The 25,304-nt window shown below is 70.2% G+C and carries 28 protein-coding genes; 4 read left to right on the top strand and 24 right to left on the bottom strand.

Annotated elements, in window-relative coordinates; all coding sequences use genetic code 11:
* Positions 1–271 precede the first annotated feature (271 nt).
* A complete protein-coding gene (locus O1R50_RS01470) occupies positions 272–2,401 on the top strand; it encodes an MMPL family transporter (protein ID WP_270108064.1) in 2,130 nt (709 codons plus the stop codon).
* A gap of 69 nt (positions 2,402–2,470) precedes the next feature.
* On the opposite strand, the gene O1R50_RS01465 is transcribed toward O1R50_RS01470, so the two are convergent.
* Positions 2,471–3,136: a hypothetical protein gene (locus O1R50_RS01465; RefSeq protein ID WP_270108062.1), complete on the bottom strand. Its 666-nt coding sequence runs from the start codon at positions 3,134–3,136 to the stop codon at positions 2,471–2,473.
* A gap of 69 nt (positions 3,137–3,205) precedes the next feature.
* Positions 3,206–3,334, bottom strand: coding sequence for a hypothetical protein (locus O1R50_RS01460; protein ID WP_270108060.1), 129 nt, complete (start codon positions 3,332–3,334; stop codon positions 3,206–3,208).
* A gap of 120 nt (positions 3,335–3,454) precedes the next feature.
* On the opposite strand from O1R50_RS01460, the gene O1R50_RS01455 reads away from it, so the two are divergent.
* Positions 3,455–4,015: an HdeD family acid-resistance protein gene (locus O1R50_RS01455; protein WP_270108059.1), complete on the top strand. Its 561-nt coding sequence runs from the start codon at positions 3,455–3,457 to the stop codon at positions 4,013–4,015.
* Between the two features lie 98 nt (positions 4,016–4,113).
* Positions 4,114–4,581, top strand: a complete 468-nt coding sequence (locus tag O1R50_RS01450; protein WP_270108058.1) for a hypothetical protein — start codon at positions 4,114–4,116, stop codon at positions 4,579–4,581.
* Between the two features lie 63 nt (positions 4,582–4,644).
* Here O1R50_RS01450 and argH read toward each other — a convergent pair whose 3' ends face one another.
* The 9 genes from argH to O1R50_RS01405 all read right to left on the bottom strand — a co-directional run bounded on the left by argH (position 4,645) and on the right by O1R50_RS01405 (position 13,895).
* The gene (argH, locus tag O1R50_RS01445) at positions 4,645–6,039 is read right to left on the bottom strand and encodes an argininosuccinate lyase (protein ID WP_270108057.1); all 1,395 of its coding nucleotides are present in this window, start codon (positions 6,037–6,039) and stop codon (positions 4,645–4,647) included.
* A 31-nt stretch (positions 6,040–6,070) separates the two neighbouring features.
* A complete protein-coding gene (locus O1R50_RS01440) occupies positions 6,071–6,616 on the bottom strand; it encodes an arginine repressor (protein ID WP_270108056.1) in 546 nt (181 codons plus the stop codon).
* Positions 6,616–7,560, bottom strand: a complete 945-nt coding sequence (gene argF / locus O1R50_RS01435) for an ornithine carbamoyltransferase (protein ID WP_270108055.1) — start codon at positions 7,558–7,560, stop codon at positions 6,616–6,618. The genes O1R50_RS01440 and argF overlap by 1 nt, the downstream gene beginning before the upstream one ends.
* Entirely contained in the window at positions 7,557–8,759 is a 1,203-nt protein-coding gene (locus O1R50_RS01430) for an acetylornithine transaminase (protein ID WP_270108054.1), read from the bottom strand. The genes argF and O1R50_RS01430 overlap by 4 nt, the downstream gene beginning before the upstream one ends.
* Positions 8,756–9,658, bottom strand: coding sequence for an acetylglutamate kinase (argB, locus tag O1R50_RS01425; RefSeq protein WP_270108052.1), 903 nt, complete (start codon positions 9,656–9,658; stop codon positions 8,756–8,758). The genes O1R50_RS01430 and argB overlap by 4 nt, the downstream gene beginning before the upstream one ends.
* On the bottom strand, positions 9,655–10,809 hold the full coding sequence (gene argJ, locus O1R50_RS01420; protein ID WP_270108050.1) for a bifunctional glutamate N-acetyltransferase/amino-acid acetyltransferase ArgJ: 1,155 nt from the start codon (positions 10,807–10,809) through the stop codon (positions 9,655–9,657). Before argJ ends, argB begins: the two co-directional genes overlap by 4 nt.
* Positions 10,806–11,819, bottom strand: a complete 1,014-nt coding sequence (argC, locus tag O1R50_RS01415) for an N-acetyl-gamma-glutamyl-phosphate reductase (protein ID WP_270108049.1) — start codon at positions 11,817–11,819, stop codon at positions 10,806–10,808. The genes argJ and argC overlap by 4 nt, the downstream gene beginning before the upstream one ends.
* 202 nt (positions 11,820–12,021) lie before the next feature.
* Positions 12,022–12,663 carry a response regulator gene (locus tag O1R50_RS01410; RefSeq protein ID WP_270108048.1) on the bottom strand — a complete coding sequence of 214 codons (642 nt, stop codon included), beginning with the start codon at positions 12,661–12,663 and terminating at the stop codon, positions 12,022–12,024.
* Positions 12,660–13,895: a sensor histidine kinase gene (locus tag O1R50_RS01405; protein WP_270108047.1), complete on the bottom strand. Its 1,236-nt coding sequence runs from the start codon at positions 13,893–13,895 to the stop codon at positions 12,660–12,662. Before O1R50_RS01405 ends, O1R50_RS01410 begins: the two co-directional genes overlap by 4 nt.
* Before the next feature lie 116 nt (positions 13,896–14,011).
* On the opposite strand from O1R50_RS01405, the gene O1R50_RS01400 reads away from it, so the two are divergent.
* Entirely contained in the window at positions 14,012–14,428 is a 417-nt protein-coding gene (locus O1R50_RS01400) for a YrdB family protein (protein ID WP_270108046.1), read from the top strand.
* On the opposite strand, the gene O1R50_RS01395 is transcribed toward O1R50_RS01400, so the two are convergent.
* The 13 genes from O1R50_RS01395 to O1R50_RS01335 all read right to left on the bottom strand — a co-directional run bounded on the left by O1R50_RS01395 (position 14,397) and on the right by O1R50_RS01335 (position 25,148).
* Positions 14,397–14,849 carry a DUF4190 domain-containing protein gene (locus tag O1R50_RS01395; protein WP_270108044.1) on the bottom strand — a complete coding sequence of 151 codons (453 nt, stop codon included), beginning with the start codon at positions 14,847–14,849 and terminating at the stop codon, positions 14,397–14,399. The two genes, O1R50_RS01400 and O1R50_RS01395, sit on opposite strands and share 32 nt — an antisense overlap.
* A gap of 28 nt (positions 14,850–14,877) precedes the next feature.
* On the bottom strand, positions 14,878–15,585 hold the full coding sequence (locus O1R50_RS01390; RefSeq protein ID WP_270108043.1) for a phosphatase PAP2 family protein: 708 nt from the start codon (positions 15,583–15,585) through the stop codon (positions 14,878–14,880).
* Position 15,586: 1 nt separating this feature from the next.
* A complete protein-coding gene (locus O1R50_RS01385) occupies positions 15,587–15,961 on the bottom strand; it encodes a DUF4190 domain-containing protein (protein ID WP_270108042.1) in 375 nt (124 codons plus the stop codon).
* A 52-nt stretch (positions 15,962–16,013) separates the two neighbouring features.
* The gene (locus O1R50_RS01380; protein ID WP_270108041.1) at positions 16,014–17,600 is read right to left on the bottom strand and encodes a penicillin-binding transpeptidase domain-containing protein; all 1,587 of its coding nucleotides are present in this window, start codon (positions 17,598–17,600) and stop codon (positions 16,014–16,016) included.
* A gap of 135 nt (positions 17,601–17,735) precedes the next feature.
* On the bottom strand, positions 17,736–20,201 hold the full coding sequence (gene pheT, locus O1R50_RS01375; RefSeq protein ID WP_270108040.1) for a phenylalanine--tRNA ligase subunit beta: 2,466 nt from the start codon (positions 20,199–20,201) through the stop codon (positions 17,736–17,738).
* A gap of 3 nt (positions 20,202–20,204) precedes the next feature.
* A complete protein-coding gene (pheS, locus tag O1R50_RS01370; protein ID WP_270108039.1) occupies positions 20,205–21,266 on the bottom strand; it encodes a phenylalanine--tRNA ligase subunit alpha in 1,062 nt (353 codons plus the stop codon).
* A 74-nt stretch (positions 21,267–21,340) separates the two neighbouring features.
* Complete coding sequence (locus tag O1R50_RS01365; protein ID WP_270108038.1) at positions 21,341–22,252, bottom strand: TrmH family RNA methyltransferase; 912 nt, start codon at positions 22,250–22,252, stop codon at positions 21,341–21,343.
* Positions 22,253–22,636, bottom strand: a complete 384-nt coding sequence (gene rplT, locus O1R50_RS01360; RefSeq protein ID WP_270108037.1) for a 50S ribosomal protein L20 — start codon at positions 22,634–22,636, stop codon at positions 22,253–22,255. It lies immediately after the preceding gene.
* 52 nt (positions 22,637–22,688) lie between these two features.
* Positions 22,689–22,883, bottom strand: coding sequence for a 50S ribosomal protein L35 (gene rpmI / locus O1R50_RS01355; protein ID WP_205323837.1), 195 nt, complete (start codon positions 22,881–22,883; stop codon positions 22,689–22,691).
* An 83-nt stretch (positions 22,884–22,966) separates the two neighbouring features.
* Positions 22,967–23,611 carry a translation initiation factor IF-3 gene (gene infC, locus O1R50_RS01350; RefSeq protein WP_408612576.1) on the bottom strand — a complete coding sequence of 215 codons (645 nt, stop codon included), beginning with the start codon at positions 23,609–23,611 and terminating at the stop codon, positions 22,967–22,969.
* A gap of 339 nt (positions 23,612–23,950) precedes the next feature.
* On the bottom strand, positions 23,951–24,418 hold the full coding sequence (locus O1R50_RS01345; protein WP_270108035.1) for a PH domain-containing protein: 468 nt from the start codon (positions 24,416–24,418) through the stop codon (positions 23,951–23,953).
* Positions 24,419–24,450: 32 nt separating this feature from the next.
* Positions 24,451–24,846 carry a hypothetical protein gene (locus O1R50_RS01340; RefSeq protein WP_112140276.1) on the bottom strand — a complete coding sequence of 132 codons (396 nt, stop codon included), beginning with the start codon at positions 24,844–24,846 and terminating at the stop codon, positions 24,451–24,453.
* Positions 24,843–25,148 carry a hypothetical protein gene (locus O1R50_RS01335; protein ID WP_270108034.1) on the bottom strand — a complete coding sequence of 102 codons (306 nt, stop codon included), beginning with the start codon at positions 25,146–25,148 and terminating at the stop codon, positions 24,843–24,845. Before O1R50_RS01335 ends, O1R50_RS01340 begins: the two co-directional genes overlap by 4 nt.
* Between the last annotated feature and the right edge of the window lie 156 nt (positions 25,149–25,304).

Here is a 25,304-nt window from a genome sequence, read left to right as displayed (position 1 = left end):
TTCCGTCGTCCGTGTCGGAACGACCCATCGTCCTGAGCAATACCCCAAAGAGCACGTGATGATCACCTAACCATGTGTTCAGGCGATATGACGCGCTCTTGTGAATTCAACGTGCTCCGCCGGACCGGGCTGAACGGATCCGAGACGGTCAATCGCGGGCGATGCGACTCAGGACGTAGGCCAGGGCGGTGGGTCTCATCCCTGGGACGTAGGGCGGACACCGCTGCTGAGCCGATGCGGGGAGGCGTGTCGGACGGCGACAGTGGTCATCATGAAGCCACACCTTGACGCAAGGCCCTCAGCGCTCGCGCGGCTGTCCGGTTGGACGCAGCGCCGCCCGCTGATCGCACTCCTCCTCTGGGTCCTCGTGTTCGCCGCCGCCATCGGCGCGTCGAGCATGGCCGGTTCCGCTTTTGAAGACGACAGCTCGATGCCCGGCACCGAGTCGCAGGAGCTCTCCGACCTCCTCGACGAGCGCGCCCCCGAAGCCAACGAGTCCACCGTGCAGGTGGTCTTCGGCGCCGATGACGTTGCCGCCCAGCAGGACCGGGTCACGGCCTTTCTCGACGACCTGGCCGGCGAGCCGGGCGTGACCGGCGTGAACGACCCGTTCGCCGAGTACGGCGCCGTCAGCGAGGACGGCACGGTCGGCTACGCCACCGCGACCTGGGAGGGCACCACCGCTGAGGCGGCGGAGCTGATCCCGATGGCCGAGGAGGCCTCCGGCGACGGCGTGACGTTCGCGCTCGGCGGCGACGTGATCCGCGAGGCCGGCGAGGGCGGCGGCGGCGCGGCCGAGGGCATCGGCATGCTCGCGGCCCTCGTCATCCTCGTGCTCATGTTCGGGTCCCTGCTGGCCGCGAGCCTCCCGCTCATCACCGCCGTGTTCGCCGTGGGCACCGCGTTCTGCCTGTCGATGCTGGTGTCCCATGTGGTCACGCTGCCGACCTTCTTGACGCCCATCATGTTCCTCGTCGGCTTCGGCGTGGGCGTGGACTACGCGCTGATCATCTTCGCCCGCTTCCGCGCCGAGCTCCAGCACGGCGCGAGCCGCAAGGCCGCCGCCGCTACCGCGCTCGACACGGCCGGACGCTCGGTCCTGTTCGCCGGTTCGGTGGTCATCGTGGCGCTGATGGGCCTGTTCGCGCTCGGCCTGGGCTCGCTCCAGGCGGTCGCGATCGCGGTGGCGCTCACCGTGCTCGTGACGATGCTCGCCTCGGTGACGCTGCTGCCCGCGCTGCTGGCGCTGTTCGGCAAGCGGATCGAGAAGTCCGTGCGCAAGAGGGCCGCGAAGGCCAAGCGCGCCCCGGGTTCCCGCTGGGTCGGCTGGTCCCGGTTCGTCGAGAAGCGGGCGTGGCTCGCGATCATCGTGGTCACCGCCGGACTCGCGGCCCTCGCGACCCCGCTGCTCGACCTGCGCCTGGGCTTCGCCGACGCCGGGACCGACGCCGAGGGCACGACCAGCCGCGAGGCCTACGACATGCTCTCCGAGGGATTCGGGGAGGGCTTCAACGGCCCGCTGATGGTCGTCACCGACGGCACCGAAGCCGAAGCGACCGCCGCCTACGACGCCATGTCCGGCATGGACACCGTGGAGCTGGCCTCGCCGCCCTTCGCGATCGGCGAAGACCTGTGGCTGTCCACGGTCGTCGGCACCGCCGGGCCGGCCGATCAGGCCACTGTGGATCTCGTCCACGAGCTCCGCGACGACGTTTTGAACGACGTCGAGGGTACGCAGCTCGTCGGCGGCTCCACCGCCGCCGCGATCGACTTCAGCGACATCATGATCGAGAAGGCCCCGCTGTTCCTCCTCTTCGTCGTCGGCCTGTCGCTCCTGCTGCTGATGATCGTGTTCCGCTCGGTCCTGATCCCGGTCAAGGCCGCGATCCTCAACCTGATGACGATCGGCGCGAGCCTCGGCGTGGTCGCCTGGATCTTCCAGGAGGGCATGTTCGGCATCCCGGCCGGACCGGTCGAGGCCTTCGTGCCGGTGATGTCCTTCGCGATCATCTTCGGGCTCTCGATGGACTACGAGGTTTTCCTCATGTCCCGGATGCGCGAGGAATGGCAGCGCACCGGCAACGCGACTGAAGCGGTCCGCCGCGGCCTCGCCTCAACCGGCGGCGTCGTGACCGCCGCCGCGGCGATCATGATGGCCGTCTTCGGCTCCTTCATCCTCGACGACGCCCGCCTCCTCCAGCAGTTCGGCATCAGCATGGCCGTCGCGATCTTCATCGACGCCTTCGTGATCCGCAGCCTCCTCGTCCCCGCGATCATGAAGGTCATGGGACGCGGCGCCTGGTGGATCCCCCAGTGGCTCGACAAGGCCCTGCCGCACGTCACCGTCGAACCCGAGACCGAGCCGAAGCAGGCCGAACGCGAACCGGTCGCGGCCCGCTAGAACCCCAACGGAAACAGGAGCATTGCGGCCCCGACGCGAACCGTCGGGGCCGCAGTGCTCCCGAACGCCTCAGCCGGCGGCGGTCCGGATCGCGGCGATTTCGGTCGGCGACGACAGCCGCGTGACCGCGCCGATCTCGGCCATGTAGCGGCGCAGCTCTGCGGGGAAGCTCGCGAGCACCTTCGCCGGGTCCGCCAGGAGATCGGGGTAGATCGCGAGTCCATCGGCGTAGAAGAGGTCGACCAGGCGCGGCTCGCCGGCGGGCGTCGCCATGACGTTGCTCGGGTTGCGGTCGAGACCGCCCCAGTACGGGATCGCTTGGGCCGCTTCCTTATTCAGTCGCTCGGCCTCGCGCCGCACCGCGATGACCGGGTCGTCGGCCTCCGGCTCGTCCCAGCGTTTCCAGACCGAGGCGGCCTGGTCGGCATCGGACGGGGCCAGGAACTCCATCACCGAGAGCCGCCCGCCGCCTTCGAGCGGCGAGTCGAGCTCGATGCGCGGCAGGAGCGGATTGCCGGGGAGCGAGCGGCACAGGCTCACGAAGACCGCGTAGGCCGGTTCGAACGGGCTGACCCGGGCGGCCAGCTCGCCGTCGGGCGAGCGCCACACCGTCGCCCAGTCCCCCACACCGCAGACGTTCCACCCGTCCGCCAGCAGCCACCCGGCCGCCTCCCGATGGTTCAACTCCGCCAGAGCGGCCGGATCGGACGGGAACCCGCGCAGCGCATCACTCACGCCCGCAGCCTACGCAGCCGTCGCGAGACGGCGAACCGATTTTTCGGCCCGCCGTCCCTGCCGGTCGGTTCAGGCCATCAGCCCGAGGTACCGGACCACCGCGTACTCGACCTGCTCCATGTCCTCACGGTTCAGGAAATCGACGAGATCCCCGGCGATGTACTGGGTGTCGATGGTCCGCAGCTGATCGACCGGCATGCGCGTCGACCGTTCCGCTATGCCCGCCCTGCCGGGTTTCAGGGAATTCATGTTGGTCGGTCCGGTTGGGTCTAGCCTCGGAAATAGAAGTGTTATCGCAGGTGGAACGGGGTGGTCGCGATGCTCGAATTGCTCGCCAAGAACTGGGCCTGGGTGCTGGTGCGGGGCATCTTCACCATCGTGTTCGGCGCCGTGGCGGTGTTCTGGCCCGGGATCACGCTGTACGTGCTCATCGTCCTGTTCGGCGCCTATGCGATCGTTGACGGCGTCACCGCGATCGTCATGGGCGCGAAGCGATCCAACGGACGCGGCTTCTTCATCTTCATGGGCGTCGTCGGCGTGGTCGCCGGCCTCATCGCGCTCGTCTGGCCGGGCATCAGCGCTCTCGCGCTGCTGTACGTGATCGCGTTCTGGGCGATCATCACCGGCGTCGGCTCGATCGTGAGCGGGTTCGGCCTCTCGCGCGACGCGGGCGGACGCTGGCTGTTCGTCATCTCCGGTCTCGCCGGGGTCGTCCTGGGCATCCTGCTGCTGGTCAACCCGGACGAAGGCGCCGTCGCGCTGGTCGTGACCATCGGGTTCTTCGCGATCATCTGGGGATTCTTCACCGTCTTCACGGCGGTGCGGCTGCGGCGGCTCGCCAAGGAGCTTGACGCCCGCCAGGACTTCACGGATATTTAGGAATGTACATATAAGACGACGGAGCGCGAAGGTTGGGCGCGCACCCCTTCAGACGACTTGGAGTCGCCATGAACCCGCCGCACACACTCCGACACGCGATGAGGACCACCTTGGTGGTCCTCATCGCTATACTCGCCGTCCTCACCGCCACCCCGGCATCGGCCGCGTCACCGGTCGGGTTCGCGACCGAGGCGCTCGGCGAGGACTACTGCACCCTCTACGAAACCGCCGGCGAGGCCGAATGGGCCGACATCGCCGTCGAGCCGACGGTGAACGTCTCCGGCAAGGCCTGGACCACGTTCTTCCGGGACGGCCGCATCTGCCTGGGCGTAGAGCCGTTCGACCGCCACCTCGAGTTCATCGCCTACGACAAGGACGCCCCCGTGGACGTGGAGCGCATCGCGATGCCGGACCGCGGCGACGCATTCGGCTACGCGTTCGCGCTCACCGCGGACGAGACCGCCTCGATCGACTACCTGACCGTGGCCCTCTGCCGCACTGAACCGGTCATCGGCAACCCCTCCCAGCATTGCGCCGGAAAGATCGTCATCACGCCGCCCGCTTAGCGGATGCAGACGACAGCGGCCCGTGCATCGCACGGGCCGCTGTCGTCGAGCGGTAGTGGGCCGCTACTCGGCCCAGGCCTTCCAGGCGTCGATCTGCTCGCGCACCTGCGCCAGCTGGTCGGCCACCGGCTTCGGGCCCGTCGAGCCCGGGGTCGTGCGGCCCGCCAAAGCGCCGTCCACGTCGAGGACCGCCTTCACCGACGGGTCGAGGTGCTCGGAGATGCCCGCCAGGTCGGCGTCGGCGATCTCGTGGAGCTCGATGCCGCGCGTCTCGCAGTGCGCCACGCAGGAACCGGCGATCTCGTGGGCGCTGCGGAACGGGACGCCCTTGCGCACCAGCCAGTCCGCGATCTCCGTGGCGAGGCTGAAGCCCGTAGGGGCCGACGCGCGCGGCACCTCCACATTGAACTTCATGGTCGCGACCATGCCCGTCACGGCCGGAAGCAGGAGCGCCAGGTTGTCAAGGGAGTCGAAGACCGGCTCCTTGTCCTCCTGGAGGTCCTTGTTGTACGTGAACGGCAGGCCCTTGAGCGTGACGAGCAGGCCGGTCAGGTTGCCGACGAGGCGGCCCGACTTGCCGCGCGCGAGCTCCGCGACATCGGGGTTCTTCTTCTGCGGCATGATCGAAGAGCCCGTGGAGAACGCGTCGTCCAGAGCGACCCAGCCGAATTCCTGGCTCGACCAGAGGATGACCTCCTCCCCCAGGCGGGAGAGGTGGATGCCGACCATCGAGCACACGAACAAGAGCTCAGCCGCGAAGTCGCGGTCGGAGACGCCGTCGAGCGAGTTCGCGACGGGACCGTCGAAGCCGAGCTCCTCGGCGACCGCGACCGGGTCCAGCGGCAGCGACGAGCCAGAGAGCGCCCCGGAGCCCAGCGGGGACAGCGCGGCGCGCTTGTCCCAGTCCCGCAGGCGGTCCAGGTCGCGCAGGAGGCCCTGGGCGTGGGCCAGGAGCTGGTGGCCGAGGGTGATCGGCTGGGCGTGCTGGAGGTGGGTCATGCCCGGCGCGGGCGCGTCCACGAGACCGGCGGCCTGCTCGGTCAAGGCGCTGACCAGGTCGGTGAGGTCGGCGGCGAGGCCGCGCGCGCGGTCGCGGCAGTACAGGCGCAGGTCCGTGGCGATCTGGTCGTTGCGCGAGCGGCCCGCCCGGAGCTTGCCGCCGAGATCGCCGAGGCGTTCGACGAGGCCGCGTTCGAGCGCGGTGTGCACGTCCTCGTCGGCGACGGTGCCGGTGAAGGCGCCCGAGGCGACGTCCTCGCCGAGTTCGTCGAGCGCGGTGAGCATCTTCGCGAGCTCGTCGGCGGTGAGCAGCCCGGCCCGGTTGAGCACGCGCGCATGGGCTTTCGAGGCCTTCAGGTCGTACGGCGCGAGGCGCCAGTCGAAGCCGATCGAGGCGTTCAGCGCCTCGAGGGCGGCGGCCGGGCCGCCGGAGAAGCGGCCTCCCCACAGTTTCGCCATTACGCCGCGTCCCCCTCAGTGTGCTTCACGGTCATTGCTGGTGCTCCTTGGCGTTGTTCACAGGCTCGTCGTTGGCGTATGGATCGGGCCCCTTGCCGGCCCAGTGCAGCATCTGGTCGGCCACGTGGGCGCCCGTGACGCCGTCGCGGGCGATCACGGCGATCGTGTCGTCCCCGGCGATCGTGCCGATGACGTCCGAGAGGCCGGAGCGGTCGATGGCGCTGGCGAGGTACTGGGCCGCGCCGGGCGGGCAGCGCAGGACCGCCATGTTTCCTGAGTGGTCGGCGCCGACGAGCAGTTCGCGCAGGAGCCGCTGGAGGCGGTCGGAGGCGACCTCGGTGTCGCGAAGGGGCCGTTCGCCTTCCGCGAAGATCGAGTAGACGGCGCTGCCGCCGTCGGTACCGCGCACCTTGACCGCGCCGAGCTCTTCGAGGTCGCGCGAGAGCGTGGCCTGGGTGGCCTCGATGCCGTCGTCGGCGAGGAGGTTCGCGAGCTCGGTCTGCGAGCGGATCGGTCGGCCCGAGATCAGCTCGACGATGCGGGCCTGGCGGGCCGCCTTCGTGGTCGGTTGGTTCATCACCGCTCCTTGAGCAGCCAGGCGAGGAGGGCCTTCTGGGCGTGGAGCCGGTTCTCGGCCTGGTCGAACACGCGCGAGTGCGGGCCGTCCATGACCTCGTCGGTGATCTCCTCGCCACGGTGGGCGGGGAGGCAGTGGAGGACGATCGCGTCGTCGGCGGCGTGATCGAGAAGTGCCCCGTTGAGCTGGTAGGGGGTGAGCTCCCCGATGCGCTTCTCGCTGTCGGCCATGCCCATCGAGACCCAGGCGTCGGTCGAGACGACGTCCGCGCCGGAGACGGCCTCGACCGGGTCCTCGGTGACGACGACGGAGCCGCCGGTCGACGTGTTGATCGCGGACGCGCGGGCCAGGACCTCGGGCGCGGGCTGGTAGCCCTCGGGAGCACCGACGCGGACGTGCATGCCCGCCATCGAGCAGGCGATCACCGTGGAGTTGCCCATGTTGAACGCGGCGTCGCCGAGGTAGGCGATGCTCGTGCCCTTCAGCGGCTTGTGCTCGGCGATGGTCTGGAGGTCGGCGAGGAGCTGGCAGGGGTGCCAGCCGTCGGTGAGCGCGTTGACGACCGGGACGGTCGCGTTCGCGGCGAGCTCCTCGATGCGGTCGTCGCCGAAGGTGCGGATCACGATGGCGCTCACGTACCGCGAGAGGACCCGCGCGGTGTCGGCGACGGTCTCGCCGCGTCCGAGCTGCGTGGACTGGGCGTCGATCACGACCGAGTGGCCGCCGAGCTCGGCGATGCCGATGTCGAAGGAGAGGCGGGTCCGGGTGGAGGGCTTCTCGAAGACGACCGCGACGGACTTGGGGCCCGCGAGCGCGGGGTAGGCGTAGCGGTCGGCCTTCATCTTCGCGGCGAGGTCGAGGACCTCGGCCTGCTGCACGACGGTGAGGTCGTCGTCCTTGAGGAAGTGCTTCAGGTTCGGCGGAGCCGAGTGCTTTGCGGTCACGGTCGACCTCCGGGCGCGGGGATGACGATGTCGAGGGCTTCGATGAGCTTGTCGCAGAAGGCGTCCAGCTCCGACTCGGTGATGGTGAGCGGCGGGGCGATCCGGACCGTGTCGGGACGGGGGGCGTTGGCGAGCACGCCGAGGCCGATGAGGTGCTCGACCGCTTCGACAGCGACCGGTGCGGAGAGGTTGATGCCGCGCCACAGGGCCTGGCCGCGCACTTCGGTGATCCGCGGGTCGGCGAGGAGCCGGTCGCCGAGGCGCTGCCCGAGGGTGAGCACGTTCTCGAAGAGGTGGTCGCGCTCGATCGTGTCGATCACCGCGAGGGACGCGGCGCACGCGATCGGGTTGCCGCCGAACGTGGAGCCGTGGACGCCCTTGGTGAAGAGCGCGGCGGCCGCGTCGGTGGCGAGCACCGCGCCGATCGGGACGCCGCCGCCGAGGCCCTTGGCGAGGGTCACGACGTCGGGGACGATGCCTTCGGCGTGGTGGGCGAACCAGGCGCCGGTGCGGCCGAAGCCGGACTGGATCTCGTCGAGGATCAGCAGCGCGTTGTGCTCGGCGGTGAGTTCCCTTGCGGCCTTGAGGTATCCGGCCGGGGCGGGGACGACGCCGGTCTCGCCCTGGGTGGGCTCGAGGAACACGGCGGCGACGGTCTCGTCGACGGCGGCCTTGAGGGCGTCGATGTCGCCGTAGGGCACGAACACGACGTCGCGGCCGAAGGGCGCGAAGGGCTCGCGGATCGCGGCCTTGCCGGTGATCGACAGGGCGCCGAGGGTGCGGCCGTGGAAGCCGTTCTCGGTGGCGACGATCCGGGTCTTGCCGGTGGCCGTGCCGTGGAGGATCGCGAGCTTGAGTGCGGCCTCGTTGGCCTCGGTGCCGGAGTTGCACAGGAAGGCCTTGCCGGGGTTGCCCCACAGTTCGAGGAGCTTCTCGGCGAGTTCGATCTCCTTCTCGTGCAGGAAGAGGTTCGAGGTGTGGGCGAGGCGGGCGGCCTGGCCGCTCACGGCCTCGACCAGCGCGGGGTGGTTGTGGCCCAGGCTGGAGACGGCGATGCCGCCGATCATGTCGAGGTAGGTGTTGCCGTCCACATCGGTCACGGTGCGGCCTTCGCCCTCGCGGATGGCGACGGGCGGGAGGCCGTAGTTGCCCATGAGCGCGGCGGTGTACCGGGCCTTGATCTGCTCGGTGTAGGTCATTTCGTCTCCTGGACCATGGTGCCGACGCCGTCGGTCGTGAAGATCTCCAGCAGTGTGGAGTGGGGGACGCGCCCGTCGATGACGTGCGCTTGGGGGACGCCGCCCTTGACGGCGCGCAGGCACGCCTCCATCTTGGGGACCATGCCCGCTTGGAGGGAGGGCAGCAGGCCGGCGAGCTTGTCGGTGGTGATCTGCCGCAGGAGCGAGCCCTTGTCCGGCCAGTTCTCGTAGAGGCCTTCGACGTCGGTGAGGACGATGAGCTTCTGAGCACCGAGGGCTTCGGCGAGCGCGGCGGCGGCGGTGTCGGCGTTGAGGTTGTAGAGGACGCCGTCGTGGTCGAGGGCCACAGTGGAGACGACGGGGATGCGCCCGGCGTCGATGAGGTCGTCCACGGCGGCGGTGTTGACGGACGCGACGTCGCCGACGCGGCCGACGTCGACCTGCTCGCCGTCCACGTCGGCCCAGCGCCGCTTCGCGGTGAACAGCTGGGCGTCCTCGCCGGACATGCCGACGGCGAACGGACCGTGGTTGTTGATGAGCCCCACCAGTTCCCGGCCGACCTGGCCGACCAGGACCATCCGGACCACGTCGGCGGCCTCGGGGGTGGTGACGCGCAGGCCGCCCTTGAACTCGGAGGCGATGTTGAGCTTCGCGAGCATGGAGGAGATCTGCGGGCCGCCGCCGTGCACGACGACGGGCTTGATGCCGACGTAGTGCAGGAACACCATGTCGGCGGCGAACGCGGCCTGGAGCTCGGGGTTGATCATGGCGTTGCCGCCGTACTTGACCACCACGATGGAGCCGGTGAAGCGCTGCAGCCACGGCAGGGCCTCGATGAGGGTCTCGGCCTTGCCGAGGGCCTTCTGGAGGTGCGGTGCGAGGTCGTCGGTAAGGCTCATGTGCTGTACGCCGAATTCTCGTGAACGTAGTCGTGGGACAGGTCGTTGGTCCAGATGGTGGCCGAGGCCGGGCCGTTGTGGAGCTGGATGTCGATCTTCACGTCGCGGCCTTTGAGGTCGACGAGTTCGCGCGGTTCCCCGGCGGCGCCGGCCTTGCAGATCCACACGCCGTTGACGGCGACGTCGACCGCGTCGGCGTCGAAGGGCGCCTTGGAGGTGCCGACGGCGGCGAGGATGCGGCCCCAGTTCGGGTCGGAGCCGAAGAGGGCGGTCTTGACGAGGTTGTCGCGGGCGACGCAGCGGGCGACCTCGACGGCGTCGTCCTCGACCTCGGCGCCCGAGACGGTGATGGTGACGTCCTTGGTGGAGCCTTCGGCGTCCGAGAGGAGCTGCTGGGCGAGGTCCTGGCAGAGCTCGGTGAGCGCCGCGATGAACGCGTCCGCTTCGGCCTCGACGCCGGAGGCGCCCGAGGCGAGGAGGAGGACGGTGTCGTTGGTGGACATCGAGCCGTCGGAGTCGAGCCGGTCGAACGAGTACCGGCAGGCGGTGCCGAGCGCGGCGTCCGCGAGCGGCTGGTCGACGACGGCGTCGGTGGTGAGCACGACGAGCATCGTGGCGAGGCCGGGGGCGAGCATGCCCGCGCCCTTGGCGATGCCGCCGACGGACCACCCGGCGGGGCTGGTGACGACGGCGTTCTTCGCGACGGTGTCGGTGGTCATGATCGCGGACGCGGCCTGCTCGCCGCCGTCGGCGGTGAGCGCGGCGGCGGCGGCTTCGACGCCGGGCAGGAGCTTGCCCATGGGCAGCTGCTCACCGATGAGGCCGGTGGAGCAGACCGCGATTTCGACTGCGCCGCAACCGAGGAGCTCGGCGGTCTTCTCGGCGGTGGCGTGCGTGTTCTGGAAGCCCTGCGCGCCGGTGCAGGCGTTCGCGCCGCCGGAGTTGAGGATGACGGCCTTGAGCTGCCCGGTGGTGAGCACCTGCTGGGTCCACTTGACCGGGGCGGCCTTCACGCGGTTGCCGGTGAAGCGGCCCGCGGCGACCTGGAGCGGGCCCTCGTTCACGACGAGCGCCATGTCCGGCTTGCCGGAGGCCTTGAGTCCGGCGGTGACGCCGGAGGCCTTGAAGCCCTTGGGGGTCGTAACGGTCACGGTGCCACTCCGTTCACGGTGAGGCCCGCGGCCTCGGGGAGGCCGAGCATGAGGTTGGCGCACTGCACGACCTGCGCGGCCGCGCCCTTGCCGAGGTTGTCGATCGCCGAGGTGACGATGATCCGGCCCGAGTCCTTGTCCACGGTGCCTTGGAGCTGGACGGCGTTGGTGCCGAACGTGGAGGCCGTGGAGGGCCACTGGCCTTCGCGCAGGACGTGCACGAAGTGCTCGCCGTCGTAGGCCTTCGACAGGGCGGCGCGGACGTCGGCGGCGTTCACTTCGGCGGCGGCCTTGGCGGTCACAGTGGAGATGATGCCGCGCGGCATCGGGGCCAGCAGCGGCGTCATCGAGATCGAGGCGGCGCCGGAGGCCTGCTTGATCTCGGGCACGTGCTGGTGCGCGCCGACCTTGTACGGGCTCATCGCGCCCATGACCTCGCTCGCGAGGAGGCTCTTCTTGGGGGCGTTGCCCGCGCCGGAGGTGCCGGAGGCCGCGACGACCACCACGTCCTCGGGCGAGGCGATCCCGGCGTCCAGGAGCGGCCGCAGGGCGAGGATCGTGGCGACGGCGTAGCAGCCGGTCGCGGCGACCCGCGTCGCCGCGGCGATGGCTTCGCGCTGGCCGGGGAGCTCGGGCAGGCCGTATGTCCAGGTCCCGGCGTGCGGGCCCGGGTAGTAGGCTTCCCAGGCCGCGGCGTTCTCGAGCCGGTGGTCGGCGCCGAGGTCCACGATCTTCTGCTCTGCCGGGAGCTGGGCGGCCAGCGCGGCCGACTGCCCGTGCGGGAGGGTCATGATGACCAGGTCGGCGCCCGCGAAGGCTTCCGGGCTGGTCGGGGTGAAGCGTCGGTCGCCGTACGCGGTGAGGTGGGGGTGGACTGCGGTGATGTACTCACCGGCGTTGCTGTGCGCGCCCGCGGCCACGACCTCGAGCTGCGGGTGGTCGGCGAGCAGCCGGAGCACCTCGCCCCCGGCGTAGCCGCTTGCGCCCGCCACGGCGACCTGAAAAGTCACTGGAAACCTCCATGCTGAATGACTATGCAGAGTACTGTATCAGCATTCAGGTCGGGCGTCGCACTTGTATACCGGAAGCTGAGACGTGATCATCGCCCCTGTTCGCGAGGGACGACCCGACCGCCGTCCGCCAAGGCCCCGCCCGCGGTCAATGTGCCTGCTCGCGGGCGAGAGCCGACCGCCGTCCGCCAAGGCCCCGCCCTCAGCGTGCCTGCTCGCGCGCAAAGATGGCCGCCTGCACCCGACTGGCCAGCCCGAGTTTCGCGAGTACCCGCGTGACGTGGGATTTCACCGTAGCCTCGGCCATCCCGAGCTCCCCCGCGATCTCCGCGTTCGACATCCCCTCGCCGATGAGTGCGAGCACCTCGGTCTCGCGCGGCGTCAAGTTCGCCAGCCCCGCGTGGTCGACCGCGATCGGCGCGTAGGCCGGACGCGAGCGCGCGAACTCCGCGATGAGCCCGCGCGTGACCGCCGGGGAGATGAGCCCGTCCCCGCGCGCGATCGTGCGCACCGCCTCCACCAGGGTCTCGGCGTCGGCGTCCTTGAGCAGGAACCCGCTCGCCCCGGCCCGGAGCGCGTCGAACACGTTCTCGTCCTCGCCGTAGCTGGTCAGCACCAGCACGTCCGCGACGCCGCGCAGCTCGGCCGCCGCCGCGATGCCGTCCTTGCGGGGCATCCGCACGTCCATGACGACCACGTCGGGTCGGAGTCCCCTCGCGAGCGCGACCGCCTCGACCCCGTCGGCGGCCTCGCCGACCACCTCGATGTCGTCGGCGCTGTCCAGGAGCATCCGCAACCCGGCGCGGACCGCCGCGTGGTCGTCGGCGAGCAGGACCTTGATCATCGTTGTGCACTCCGTTTCGGGAAGCGGCCGGCGGGCGCCGGGGATGCGGGCTCGTCGAGGCCGCCGGCGGGGATCTCGGCGCGGACGCGCCAGCGGCGGCCCTCCGGCCCGGCCCGCACCTCGCCGCCGAGGATCCGCACCCGCTCGGTCATGCCGACCAGTCCCGCTCCCCCGCTGGGCACCTCGTCCCCGCCGGGACGGACCGCGTTCTCGACCTCGACGGTGATCCGCTCGTCGCCGTACCGGATCGCGACCGCGGCGTCCGAACCGTACTTGAGCACGTTCGTCAACGCCTCCTGGACCACCCGGTACGCGGTCAGCTCCACCTCGCCCGGCAGCGCCCGCTCGGGCCCCTCCACGGTGAACGCCACCTCGAGGCCGACCTTGCGCATCCGTCCGACCAACTCCGGCACCTGGTCGAGCCGGAACGACGCCAGCTCTTCACCGGCCCCGTTGTCCGTCGCGCGCAGCAGGCCGATGATGCGCCGCAGCTCCGCCAGCCCCTCGACGCTCGAGGAGCGGATCGCCGCCACGGAAGTGCGCACGGTCTCGGCGTCGAGGTCCTTGCGGGCCTGGAGCGCGGTGGACTGCAACGCGATCGCCGAGAGGTAGTTCGCGACGGTGTCGTGCAGCTCGCGCGCCATCAGCGTGCGCTCGCGCAGGACCGCTTCACGGCGGCGCACGTCGGCGAGCCGCGCGGTCTGCTCGGCCCGTTCGGACTCGAGCATCGCCCGCTCGTGGGCCTGGCGGACGATGATCGCCGAGAAGATCGGGGAGGCGAGGACCAGCGCGGCGATCGCCAGCATGCTGATCACCGCGGCCGCCCGGCCGTCCACGACCGCGACGTAGACGCCGGTCGCGAGCACCGCCGCGACCGCCGCCGGCAGCATGATCCGCAGCCCGCGCCGGGACCCGTAGCGGGCGTACGCGTACAGGTTGTCGGTGAAGACGAACACGACCGCGAGCGAGAAGCCGATCGCGACCTCGGCGCCGAAGCCGATGAGGCCCAAGGCGAGGGTCAGCCCGGGCCGGGCCCGCCGCAGGACGACGCCCGTGCAGACGAAGGCCAGCGGGATGAACCGCACCCATTGCGGCGCCTCGATGCCGAACCGCTCGTAGCTGCCGAGAGCGAGCAGCAGCGAGCCCACCGCGAACAGGAGGACTGCCGCGATCGCATCGGCGCGTTTGACCGCGCAGAGGTTGAGGACGCTGCGGCGGGGCGGGCTGGTCATGGACCCATCCCATCACGTCCGGCCGCTCGCGGCCTCGGTCTGGATGCCTATCCCGGACTCCGACTTTGGTCGCACCCGGCGCGGCCGCACCTCGCGCGGACCGACATCATGGACGCGTGCCCGAACCCGAACGCCCCTCGAACGCCCCCGCCGGTCCCGAATGGGTCCGCTACTCGGGCCCGGTCCGGACGCTCGTGCTCCTGAACTCGCTCCTGGCGTTCGTGCTGGAGATGGCGATGTTCGCCTTCGTCGTCTGGTGGGTCCTCACGCTCGACCTCGCACTGTGGGCGAGGATCCCGCTCGCCGTCGCGGCCTTCGGCGGCCTCGCGACCCTGTGGGGGCTGCTGGTCTCGCCCAGGGCCCGCTACCCGCTGCCGACGGCGTGGACCGTCGTGTTCAAGCTGGCCGCGTACGGCGGCAGCGCGCTGGCGCTGTGGGGCGTGGGATACCCGGCGGCGGCCGTCGCGTTCGCGGTCCTCGCGGCCGCGAACACGGCGGTCATCACGTACGTCCGAACCCGCCCAGCAATCTGAACGCCCAGGTCGGGTCGTCGGTCGGGAAGTCGCTGTACCAGTCGCCGTTCTCGAGCTCGTTGACCGCGGTGCCGACGACCACGAACACGAAGATGTAGTACGCGATCCAGAAGATGGTCGCGGCCACGCCGATCCAGCCGAGCACGATACCGGCGGTGGCCATGCCGTCGCCCTGGTCGCCGGTCTCCCGGATCTGGCGCTTCGCGATGTTGCCGAAGATGAGCGCGAGGATGCCGATCGGGCTGCATACGCCGACGATGCCGCAGATCATCGCCGCGATCGCCATGCCGTTCGTCGGGCGCGGCGGGACGTACGGATACCCGTAGGGCGGCGGCTGCGGGTACGGCGCGTACGGAGGCGGGACGGGCGGCTGGTACGGCGGCGGTCCCTGGGGCTGGGAGTTCGGGTCGGGCGTGGTCATGTAGGGCACCTCTCAGAATGAACTGCCATCAGCTTAGGTGCTCGGAGCCAGTCCCCTGTGTCCCCGAATCCGCCGTCTCGAGCGCGACGCCTTCCCGAAGGGCGCGTTCGCGGTCGAGGAGGGGCGAGAGGGCCCACCAGACGAAGACGGCGACGGCGGCGCCGGTGGCGGCGCCCGCGACCGTGTCGGTCAGCCAGTGGGCGTGCTGCCAGTTCCGGGCGAGCATCATGGCGCAGGTCAGGACCACCGCGACCGGCCACCAGCGTTGCAGGTGCCGGGCCGGGACCATCAGGACGGCGATGACGACCACGACGGCGGCCATCCGGGAGGCGTGCCCGGAGGGAAACGCCCATGACCCGGTGTCCACGGTGATGTCGGTCGGGCGCGGCCGCTCGGCGACGGCTTTGAGCCCGTCGGTGACGAGTTTGGTAGCCGCCAGCGCCGCACCAACGTAGACGGCGGAACGCCAGCGCCGCACGACGAGCAGCGCCACCACCGCGACCGCGCCGAGGACGAGGCCGAGTGCGCCGCCGAGGAGGTTGAAGCACTCCGCGACGTACCACAGGGGACTGCCGACGGGGCTGCCGACGAGGCCGTTCCACCAGTCGTCGAGGCCCTGCCAGGGCGGGCCTTCGGGGTCGGTGCGCACCCAGATCGCGTCGCCGAGCACCGCCAACGGCACCGCGATCGCGAGGGCGAGGAGCAGTCGCGATCGCGGGAAGCCGTTGGGAGTCAAGTTAGTACCCCGGGGTGTTGGTGAGCGTTGTCGCGGCTGTGGAGATCACGGAGATCATGATGACGAAGTAGGCCACCCAGACCAGCGAGAAGGCGATGCCGATCCAGCCGAGGACGCGTCCGGCCTTGGCCATCGGGCGGCCGATGCCCATGCCCATGTCGATCTCGCGCTGGGCGCTCTTGCCGAGCACGAGCGAGATGATGCCGAGCAGGCCGGTGCAGAAGAGGACGCCGCAGACGAGGGCGGCGACGGCCTTGCCGTTGATCTCGACCCCGGCCTGCTGCTGGGGGTAGCCGGGGGCTTGCTGGGGGTAGGCCGGGGGCGGCTGCATCCCCGGAGGCTGGGACTGCTGCTGCGCGTAGGGGTCGAACGTCATCGCGGGCTCCTTGAGGTTGGGCGAGCTTGCGCCAGCACCGTAGCACTCTGGGTCAGCAGAACGGCCAGTTGCACTCCTCCGTTGTAGAGGGTTCCGGGTCGGGTTCGGAGCTATCCGAGGGCTCGGGCTCGGGTTCCGAGGAGGTGGGGTCGGGGTCGGGTTCGGGTTCTTCGGTGGTGTCGTCGGGCGAGGGCGAGTCGGAGGCGCTCGGCGAGGACGATGCGCCGTCGCACCCTTCGGCGTCGGGGTTGGCTTCGCAGTAGGCGCTGTCGGGATCGATCTGGCCGTCGTCGCCCACGATGTCGTCGGTGAGGTCCTCGCCTTCCCCGGAGGCCCCGGGCAGCTGCTCGGCCTCGTAGTCGTTCGCTTCGATCGCGGTGTCGATGACGTTGCGCCACAGCGATACACCGCCGTCGGCGGCGGCTTGGCCGTTGGCCCAGGCGGCGACGCTGAGCTGGGGTATCGCACCGACGAACCAGGCTTGGGTGGTCTCGCCGTGGTAGTCGGCGCCCGCGCCGAAGAAGTCGCGGTCCTCGATGGCCTGGGCTTCGCCGAGGCCGAGGAACTGGAGGTCCTGGGCGGTGGTCTCGGCGAGCGCCTGGTTCGTGGCGATCTCCTGCTCGGCCGGGATCGCTTCGTCGCCGGAGTCGATGACGCGTTCGATGAAGTGGGTCTCGGCCTGGAGGCCGTCGGCGGCGATGGTGGCGTAGACGCTCGCCATGTCGACGACGCTCACGGGGTAGGTGCCGAAGTCGGCGGCGTTGAGCCCGCCGTACTCGCCGGTGTCCAGATCGTAGACGGTGCCTTGGCCGTCGGCGATGGTGTTGAGCCCCATGCTCTTCGCGGTTTCGAGCACCGTTTCGACGCCGTATTTCAGGGCGACGGCGTCCATCGCGCCGGTCCGGGACTCCTGGACGGCCGCGGCGAGCGTGACGTCGTCGTCCTGGTCGCTCCACCAGGATTCGATGGAGGCGCCCGCTTCGAGCGCGGTGGCGGCGGTGATCATGTCGAACACCGAGGAGGGCGGGTGCGGCGAGGCGGCGCCGACCTGGTCGGTGCCGGTGGCGCCCTCGGCGCCGTAGTAGCAGCGCACCGCGCCCGTGCCGGGTTCGACGGCGACGACGCCGGCCTCGCCGGAGGTCTTTTCGGCGGCTTCCTGGAGGGTCTGGTCGAGGGTGAGGACGACGCGGAGGCCGTCGGGCCGGGAGGCCTCGTCGTAGAGCGCTTCTGGGGTGAGCCCGTAGCGCGCTTCGAGTTCGGCGTTGATCTGCTCGACCAGCGAGGGGTGCTGGTCGGCGAAATCGTCGGGGAGGGCCTGGCCGCCCGCGTAGAGGTAGGCGGCGTCCTCTTGGTCGGCGCCGCCCGCGCCGCCGTCGGGGAGGTTGCCGAGCACGATGGTGACGCCGATGGCGATGACGAGGCCCACGGCGCCCGCGACGGCCAGGTGGAGCTTGTTCAGCTCGAGGTCGTCGAGCTTGCCGGGCAAGGGGATCGCGACGGCCGCCGCACCTGCCGCGCGGCGCTTGCCGCTGTAGCCGGAGCTGCGGGCCCCGGCCCGACGGTGCCCGGACGAACCGCCCTGCTGCGAGCCGGTCCGCCTCCGCCGCCTGCCGACGCGAGAGGGGTTCCCGTTATTCACGACACGTAGCTTAAAAGGCGCGGATGATGCGCTAACCCCCGGCTCAGCGTTTACTGCGCGTAACCATCCCATTTGGACAATCAAATGGGGCGCACCATCGCACCTGCGATGTTGCGCCCCAAACAGTTACAGGGATTACTCCCGAATGGCCGCACCGAAGCGCTCTGCGGCGACCGCGACAGCCGCGTCGCGGACGGCCACGCCCTCCTCGTTGGTGAGCGTCCGGTCGGCGGCGCGCAGCTCCAGCTTGAAGGCGAGCGACTTCTTGCCTTCACCGAGCTTCGCGTCGCGGTAGACGTCGAAGAGCCGAAGCGAGTCGAGCAGCTCCCCCGCGCCTGCGCGCAGGGCCGCCTCGACCTCGCCCGCCGGGACCGTCTCGCCGACCACGATCGCCACGTCGATGAGCGTCGCCGGGAAGTGCGAGATGACCGGCGCGGGCGCCAGGTCCGGCAGCGGCAGGGCCGTCAAGTCCAGCTCCATCGCGGCGGTGCGCCGCGGCAGGCCGAGGCGCTCGCAGACCTCCGGGTGCAGCTCGCCCGCGTGGCCGACGACGACGCCGTCCACCCGCAGCGCCGCGCACCGGCCCGGGTGCCACGGCGCGGCCTCCCCTTGGGCCACATCGAGCGTCACGCCCGAAGCGGCCGCCACGACCTCGGCGGCCTCGACCGCGTCGGCCCAGTCCACAGCCCGTCCGGGCGCGTCGACACCGGCGGGCACGGCCTGCCCGCACAGCACTGCCGCAACGTGGCGCGGCTGCACCGGCAGCCGCCGGATCGCGGCCGCGATCGCCTCGTCCTCGGGACGCTTGGAGACCGGCAGCTCGACCACTTCGAGGTCGCTCCAGCCCTCGGCGGGCTGGAAGACCAGGCCCTCCTCGAACACCGCGAGGTCCTTGGCGCCGCGCGAAAGGTTGATGCGGACCGCGTTCACCAGGCTCGCGAGCACGGTGGTGCGCAGCAGGGGGGCCGCGTCGTCGAGCGGGTTGAGGACGGCGACGGCCTCGCGCTGCGGGTCCTTCTCGTCCAGGCCCAGCTCGTCGGCGCGGTCGCGCGAGACGAACGGGAACGTGTAGGTCTCCACGAAGCCGTTGTCCGCCAAGGCGCGGGCCACGCGGCGGCGGCGCCGCTGCGAGGAGGTCAGGCCGGTCCCCGCGATCGCGCGCGGGATGCTCGACGGGATGTGGCCGTAGCCGTGCAGGCGGGCCACCTCCTCGACGAGGTCGGCCGGGTCGGTCAGGTCGGGACGCCACGACGCCGGCGTCACCGTCAGCACCTCGTCGCCCTCCACGGTGCACCCCGCGGCCTCGAGCATGGCGACCACAGTGGAGCGGTCGTAATCGACGCCGATGGTCTTCGAAGGCAGATCGACCGGGATCGTGATCGGCGTGATCGGCTCCCGGTGGTCGATATCGGCCACCGCGTCGACGAGGGTGCCGCCGCCGTACTCGACCAGGAGGTCCGCCGCGCGCTGGGCGGCGAGCAGCGAGATCGCCGCGTCGGCGCCGCGCTCGTAGCGCTTCGAGGCCTCCGAGGTCAGCTTGTGCCGCCGCGAGGTGCGGGCGATCGCCGTCGGGTTCCAGTGCGCCGCTTCGATGAGCACATTGCGAGTGGTCGGCCCGACCTCGGAGGTCTGGCCGCCCATCACGCCGGCGAGCGAGAGCGGGCCGGTGCCGTCGGTGATGACCATGTCCTCGGGGTCGAGCTTGCGCTCCACGTCGTCCAAGGTGGTCAGGGTCTCGCCCGCTTTCGCCCGGCGCACGACCATGACGTCCTCGAGGGCGTCGCGGTCGAAGGCGTGCAGCGGGTGCCCCAGCTCGAGCATCAGGTAGTTCGTGACGTCCACGGCCAGGCCCAGCGGGCGCATCCCGGCCTGGGTGAGCCGCTTGGCCATCCACTCCGGCGACTCCGCGTTGGCGTCCACATCGCGCACCTCGCGCAGCGTGAAGCGCGAGCAGCCGTCGGTCTCGACCCGCACCGGGTAGGGCGGGTGCTCGGTCGCGGCGGGCTCGACGGCCTTCGCGGCCGGGTCGGTGAACGCGACTCCGAGACGGTGCGCGACCTCGCGGGCGATGCCGCGCACGGAGAAGCAGTAGCCCATGTCCGGGGTGATCGCGAGCTCGAACACGACGTCGTCGAGGCCGACGACCGGGCGGGCGTCCTCGCCCACGGTGCCGCTCTCGAGGACGATGATGCCCTCGTGGTCGTCGGATACGCCGAGTTCGCGGGCCGAGCAGATCATGCCGTCCGAGAGGCGGCCGTAGGTCTTGCGCGAACCGATCTTGAAACCGCCGGGCAGCTCCGCGCCCGGCAGCGCCACGACGACGAGGTCGCCTTCGGCGAAGTTCCGCGCGCCGCAGATGACCGAGCGCGGCTCGGCCTCGCCGACCTCCACCCAGCAGTGGCGGATCGGCTTCTTGAACTCGGTGAGCTCCTCGATGGAGGCCACCCGGCCGACCACGAGCGGGCCGGTCACGCGGCCGCGCAGGTCGTCGACCTCTTCGACTTCGAGCCCGGCCTCGACCAGGACGGCGTCCAGCGCCTCCGTGGTCAGGTCATCGGGCAGGGCGGCGTACTCGGCGAGCCAGGAAACGGGAATCCTCATCGTCTACTCCTCCACCTTCAGCCCGGCGGGGAACCGGACGTCGCCGTCGATGATGTCGCGCAGGTCGGTGATGCCGTGGCGCAGCATGAGCGCGCGCTCCACGCCCATCCCGAACGCGAAGCCCGAGTACACGTCGGGGTCGATCCCGCAGGCGCGCAGCACGCGCGGGTTGACCATGCCGCAGCCCCCCCACTCGATCCAGCGCGGCCCGTCCTTGTGCGCGGCGAACCAGACGTCGACCTCGGCGCTCGGCTCGGTGAACGGGAAGTACGAGGGGCGCAGGCGGGTGATCGCCTCGGCGCCGAAGACCGACTTCGCGAAGTGGTCGAGCGTGCCCTTGAGATCGGCCATGGTGATGCCCTTGTCGACCACGAGGCCCTCGGTCTGGTGGAACACGGGCGAGTGCGTCGCGTCGACCTCGTCGGTCCGGTACACGCGGCCGGGCGCGACCGTGTAGATCGGCGGCTCCTGCGTGAGCATGGTGTGGATCTGCACGGTCGAGGTGTGCGTGCGCAGCACCATGTTCGAGCCGTACTCGCCCTTGCCGTCGGCGATGTGGAAGGTGTCCATCATGGTCCGGGCCGGGTGGTCCGGGTGGATGTTGAGCGCGTCGAAGTTGAACCATTCCAGCTCGACCTCGGGGCCTTCGCCGATCTCGTAGCCCATGGCGACGAACAGGTCGGCGATGCGGTCCATCTGGACGTTGATCGGGTGGCGCGCGCCTTCGCGGCGGCGGGCCGTGCGGGCCGTGACGTCGACGGTCTCCTCGCGGAGGATGCGCGCGGCCTCGGCGGCCTTGAGGATCTCCTCGCGGGCCTCGTACAGGCCGGTGATCTCGGTGCGGGCGGCGTTCACGTTGCGGCCGGCCTCACCGCGCTCCTTGCCCGGGATCGAACCGATAGCCCTGCGGGCCAAGGAAACCGGTGCCTTGTCACCGAGCGTGGCGGACTTGGCGGCGGCGAGTTCCTCAAGGTTGGAGGCGGCCGCGATGATCGCGGCGGCGTCCTTGACGGCCCCGGCGAGGGCCTCGGGCTGGAGCAGGCCAGCCTCAATGTCTGTGCTCATAACGTCTTTCTCCTGGCGGGACCTAAAGGAGTCTAGAAAAGGCAGGCGGCTCGGCCGCAGCCCGCCAGGCGCATTTATGGCTCGCAAGCGTCGCCAAGACTGGAGACGTGGACGACTAACGCCACAGCCCGCACCCGGCGGGCTGGATAAATTCGCGAGAGCCGATTGACATGCCACAAGTCTAACTTCCGGCGCTGAGCGGCCGCACTCGCGTAAAGGCAAACCCCGGCCGCAACGGCCAGGTTCAAGCTCTCGGCTTTGCCCCAGATCGGGACGCCCACCTTGCGGTGCGCCAAAGCAGCGGTGGCTTCGTCGAGGCCATGGGCCTCGGAGCCGAAAAGCCAAACCGTGGGCGAGTCCAAGTCCCCAGCGCTGTCCAGGGCGTACAGGTCGTCCCCGTCAGCCGCCGCGGCGAGGATCTGGGCGTGCGGGAACAGGTCGAGCGCGTCGGCAGTGTCGGCGGCGCGGACCACCGGCAGGTGGAAGAGGCTCCCGGCGGAGGAGCGCACGCACTTGCCGTTGTAGGGGTCGACCGAGTCGGTCGCGAAGACCACGCAATCGGCTCCGGCGGCGTCGGCGGCACGGAGCACCGTCCCGGCGTTGCCGGGGTCGGTGATGCCGTGGAGCACCGCGACCAGGGTCGCCTCCTCGGGGAGGGACTGGTCCAGGAACCGGCAGACCGCGACGAGCCCCTGCGGGGTCACGGTCTCGGCCAGCGCGGCCAGGCCGTCATCCGTGCACGGGTGCACGTGGGCGCCCGCGGCGACGGCGGCGTCGATCAGGTCCGAGTGGCGGGTGTCGGCGTCGAGGTCGTAGAAGAGGTCTTCCACCACTCCGGCGGCGATGGCCTCGCGGACCGCCTGGGGCCCTTCGGCGAGGAACCGCTCGACCTTGTCGCGGCCGCGGCGGCGCTGCAGCTTCCGGGCATTGACAACCCGGGACGATCGCGCGGTGAGCGCGTCCGTCCCGGGTGGGTCAAGTTGCATCTACTGCTCGGCGGGAGCGTTGACGTCCGCGGGGAGGGCCTGGCGGGCGACCTCGACGAGGGCGGTGAACGCCGCCGCGTCGTTGACGGCCAGCTCGGCGAGGATCTTGCGGTCCACCTCGACCTCGGCGAGGGACAGGCCCTGCATGAAGCGGTTGTAGGTGATGCCGTTCGCGCGCGCGGCGGCGTTGATGCGGGTGATCCACAGCTTGCGGAACTCGCGCTTGCGGTTCTTGCGGTCGCGGTACGAGTACGTGTACGAGTGGAGCAGCTGCTCCTTGGCCTTGCGGTACAGGCGCGAGCGCTGCCCGCGGTAGCCCTTGGCCTCTTCGAGTACGACGCGGCGCTTCTTCTTGGCGTTCACCGAACGCTTGACGCGTGCCACAGTTCAGTCTCCTTGCGTTTAAAGCGGATGGGTAGTCAAACGGAGTGCGGGCTTAGCGGCCCAGCAGCTTCCGGACCTGCTTCTGGTCGGCGGGGGAAACCTCGCCGCGGCCCTGCTGCTCGCGCTTGAACCGACCGCTCTTGTGCTCCATGAGGTGGTTCTTGCCGGCCTTGCGGCGCATCAGCTTGCCGGAGCCGGTCACCTTGAACCGCTTCTTGGCACCGCTGTGGGTCTTCATCTTCGGCATCGTGCTTCTCCTCTGTGTTCAATGCCGGTCGGGGGCGGGCGCGCGAGGGCGCCCGCTTCCGGCCGGTGAGTAGGTGCTCGGGGTCAGGCCTCGGGCGTCTCGGTGGACGCCTCGTCGGCGGCTTCCGAAGGAGCCTCCGCAGGTGCCGCTTCCGGGGCCGCTTCGGCCTGTTCGGCGTCGCCGCCGCGTCCGCTCTTGCGTCCGCCACCGCCGCCGCCCTTGACGATCTCGCCCTTGGGGCGGATCGGGGCGACGACCATGATCATGTTGCGGCCGTCCTGCTTCGCGGCGGACTCGATGACCGCGAGGTCCTTGAGCTCTTCCGCGAGCTTGTCCAGCAGGCGCCGGCCGAGCTCGGGGCGCGACTGCTCGCGGCCGCGGAACATGATCGTGATCTTGACCTTGTCGCCGGCCGTGAGGAACCGCACGATGTGACCCTTTTTGGTCTCGTAGTCGTGCTTGTCGATCTTCGGCCGGAGCTTCATCTCTTTGATGACGGTCTGCTGCTGGTTGCGGCGCGAGGCACGGGCCTTCTGAGCGGACTCGTACTTGTACTTGCCGTAGTCCATGAGCTTGCAGACCGGCGGACGGGCGGTGGGTGCGACTTCGACCAGGTCCAGGTCGACGTCGGCGGCCAGTTGCAGGGCTTTGTCGATCGACACGATGCCGACCTGTTCTCCTGCCGGGCCGACCAGGCGCACTTCCTTGGTCCGAATCTGGTCGTTAATGCGCAGATCGCTGATGGGGCCTCCTTGGTTCGCGATTCTCGCTGACATAACGTCAGCGCCCCTGTGGCTGTTCCGGTCGTCGGGGCGGGAGCCCCGGCGGCTTGTCGTTGCAAGCGTGACCCAGCACAGGCCTCACGCGGGTGAGGTCCCCAAAAGAAAAGACCCCGGCGTCAGCCAGGGTCCACTCCAAGGGCACGGCGATCATGTCGCCGTACGTGACCCGTTCGCCTGTCGGACTCCCCGTGAGAGGGTCCCGGCTGCGGGTGGGAGCTGGACTCCGCTTGCGGCACCGCTGGCCATACGAGACGGCACGGTGCGATCGACACGCAATACTAGCACCTAGCTGCGGGACCGCTCCATGAGTGCTCGCAGGTGTTTGATCGCCGCCACAGCGCGCTCCTTGTCGCTGACCTGGACGGCCATGATCGACATCTCGTCGTCGTCCGCGAGTTCCACGGTGGCCCAAGTCATCTTGTCCGTGAAGTTGATGGCGGTCACGACCTGCCACGGGAAGTAGCGCTTCGAGGCGACGTTGGTCACCTCGATGCCCTTCTCGTCGGCGCGGACGCGCAGGCGCAGGAAGGCGAGGGCGATGCCGGCGCCGATGACGCCGAGGCCGATCATGGCGATCTGGTCGACCCAGGTGATGGTGCCGCCCTCGTAGGTCCGGTTGCCGAGGGTGAAGGACAGGGCGGTGAACCCGCCGAATGCGATGACCGCGCCGATCCAGGCCCCGATGCGGGACTTGCGGGGCCGGTAGTCGAGTTGCCCGAGATCGGTCATGGTCTGCTCCTGTACGGCGGTCACGCCCACTCCTCCATTGTCCTGCTGTCCCCGGTTCAAGGCAATTGGTCGATCTCGAGGCTCGAGTCGAATGCAAGCAGCGTCTTGGGTTCGCCTGTCACGATGGGCCAGCCGGGGCGGTTCAGGCCACACCACGCGACGTGTCCGGCGGCGATGTTCCCGTGCTGGCGCGAGCGCGACAGCATGAGGCCGACATCGCGGGCGGACTTCTGGTCGAGGTCCATCACGACGGTGACGGGCAGGCCGAGCAGCACGAGCAGGGCGTCGCGGTCGCGGCGGCGGGCCTGCGACCAGGCCTCGGCGAGGGCCCCTGAGGGGATCGCGAGGACCACGTTCTGCTCGAGCGCGGTGAAGACGACTGCCTGCGGGTAGGGCATGGAGGTGGCGAAACCGACGATGGCGGACACGTCCAGGATGCGGCCGCCGATCACTTATCGGCCTCTCCTTCTTTGTCGTCGACGCCGAGCTTCTCACGGGCCCAGGCGAGGTGCTCGGCGCTGGGCGCGTGGCCCTTGCGCTCGAAGAGGTCCTGGAGCTCGGCGAGCGAGCGGTCCCGTTCGAGGCGTTCGGCGACGGCCGCGGCGACGTACTCGTCGACCGAGGAGGCCCGTCCGACCGCGACGAGGCGGCGGATCTGCTCGAGCTGGGAGCCGGAGAGCGTGACGCCTGAACGCGAGGGCCCCGCCCCCGCGCCGGCGGGAGGATTGAGCGACGAGTTGGCGCGATCGGTCACGATTTCCAGGGTAGCGGTGGCTCGGGCGTTCGCACGAGCCGCCATCGCCGTCTCACGCCCCTTGACGAAGCTTGCGAGTCATGAATTTGTACTGCGGTACCGTCGTGGTGAGGCACATCCACCTCACTTCGGCGAAGCTTGCGAGCCGAGCATTGG

It is taken from the genome of Glycomyces luteolus (assembly GCF_027622875.1).
Taxonomy (GTDB): domain Bacteria; phylum Actinomycetota; class Actinomycetes; order Mycobacteriales; family Micromonosporaceae; genus Glycomyces; species Glycomyces luteolus.
This window is presented reverse-complemented; position numbering and strand designations above follow the sequence as displayed.

What these genes read in the sequence shown, in the direction of transcription:
- O1R50_RS01470 (WP_270108064.1), top strand. Translation starts at nt 272, where the DNA reads ATGAAGCCACACCTTGACGCAAGGCCCTCAGCGCTCGCGCGGCTGTCC.
- O1R50_RS01460 (WP_270108060.1), bottom strand. Translation starts at nt 3,334, where the DNA reads ATGCCGGTCGATCAGCTGCGGACCATCGACACCCAGTACATCGCCGGG.
- O1R50_RS01455 (WP_270108059.1), top strand. Translation starts at nt 3,455, where the DNA reads ATGCTCGAATTGCTCGCCAAGAACTGGGCCTGGGTGCTGGTGCGGGGC.
- O1R50_RS01450 (WP_270108058.1), top strand. Translation starts at nt 4,114, where the DNA reads ATGAGGACCACCTTGGTGGTCCTCATCGCTATACTCGCCGTCCTCACC.
- argH (WP_270108057.1), bottom strand. Translation starts at nt 6,039, where the DNA reads ATGGCGAAACTGTGGGGAGGCCGCTTCTCCGGCGGCCCGGCCGCCGCC.
- O1R50_RS01440 (WP_270108056.1), bottom strand. Translation starts at nt 6,616, where the DNA reads ATGAACCAACCGACCACGAAGGCGGCCCGCCAGGCCCGCATCGTCGAG.
- O1R50_RS01430 (WP_270108054.1), bottom strand. Translation starts at nt 8,759, where the DNA reads ATGACCTACACCGAGCAGATCAAGGCCCGGTACACCGCCGCGCTCATG.
- argB (WP_270108052.1), bottom strand. Translation starts at nt 9,658, where the DNA reads ATGAGCCTTACCGACGACCTCGCACCGCACCTCCAGAAGGCCCTCGGC.
- O1R50_RS01410 (WP_270108048.1), bottom strand. Translation starts at nt 12,663, where the DNA reads ATGATCAAGGTCCTGCTCGCCGACGACCACGCGGCGGTCCGCGCCGGG.
- O1R50_RS01405 (WP_270108047.1), bottom strand. Translation starts at nt 13,895, where the DNA reads ATGACCAGCCCGCCCCGCCGCAGCGTCCTCAACCTCTGCGCGGTCAAA.
- O1R50_RS01395 (WP_270108044.1), bottom strand. Translation starts at nt 14,849, where the DNA reads ATGACCACGCCCGACCCGAACTCCCAGCCCCAGGGACCGCCGCCGTAC.
- O1R50_RS01385 (WP_270108042.1), bottom strand. Translation starts at nt 15,961, where the DNA reads ATGACGTTCGACCCCTACGCGCAGCAGCAGTCCCAGCCTCCGGGGATG.
- pheT (WP_270108040.1), bottom strand. Translation starts at nt 20,201, where the DNA reads ATGAGGATTCCCGTTTCCTGGCTCGCCGAGTACGCCGCCCTGCCCGAT.
- pheS (WP_270108039.1), bottom strand. Translation starts at nt 21,266, where the DNA reads ATGAGCACAGACATTGAGGCTGGCCTGCTCCAGCCCGAGGCCCTCGCC.
- O1R50_RS01365 (WP_270108038.1), bottom strand. Translation starts at nt 22,252, where the DNA reads ATGCAACTTGACCCACCCGGGACGGACGCGCTCACCGCGCGATCGTCC.
- rpmI (WP_205323837.1), bottom strand. Translation starts at nt 22,883, where the DNA reads ATGCCGAAGATGAAGACCCACAGCGGTGCCAAGAAGCGGTTCAAGGTG.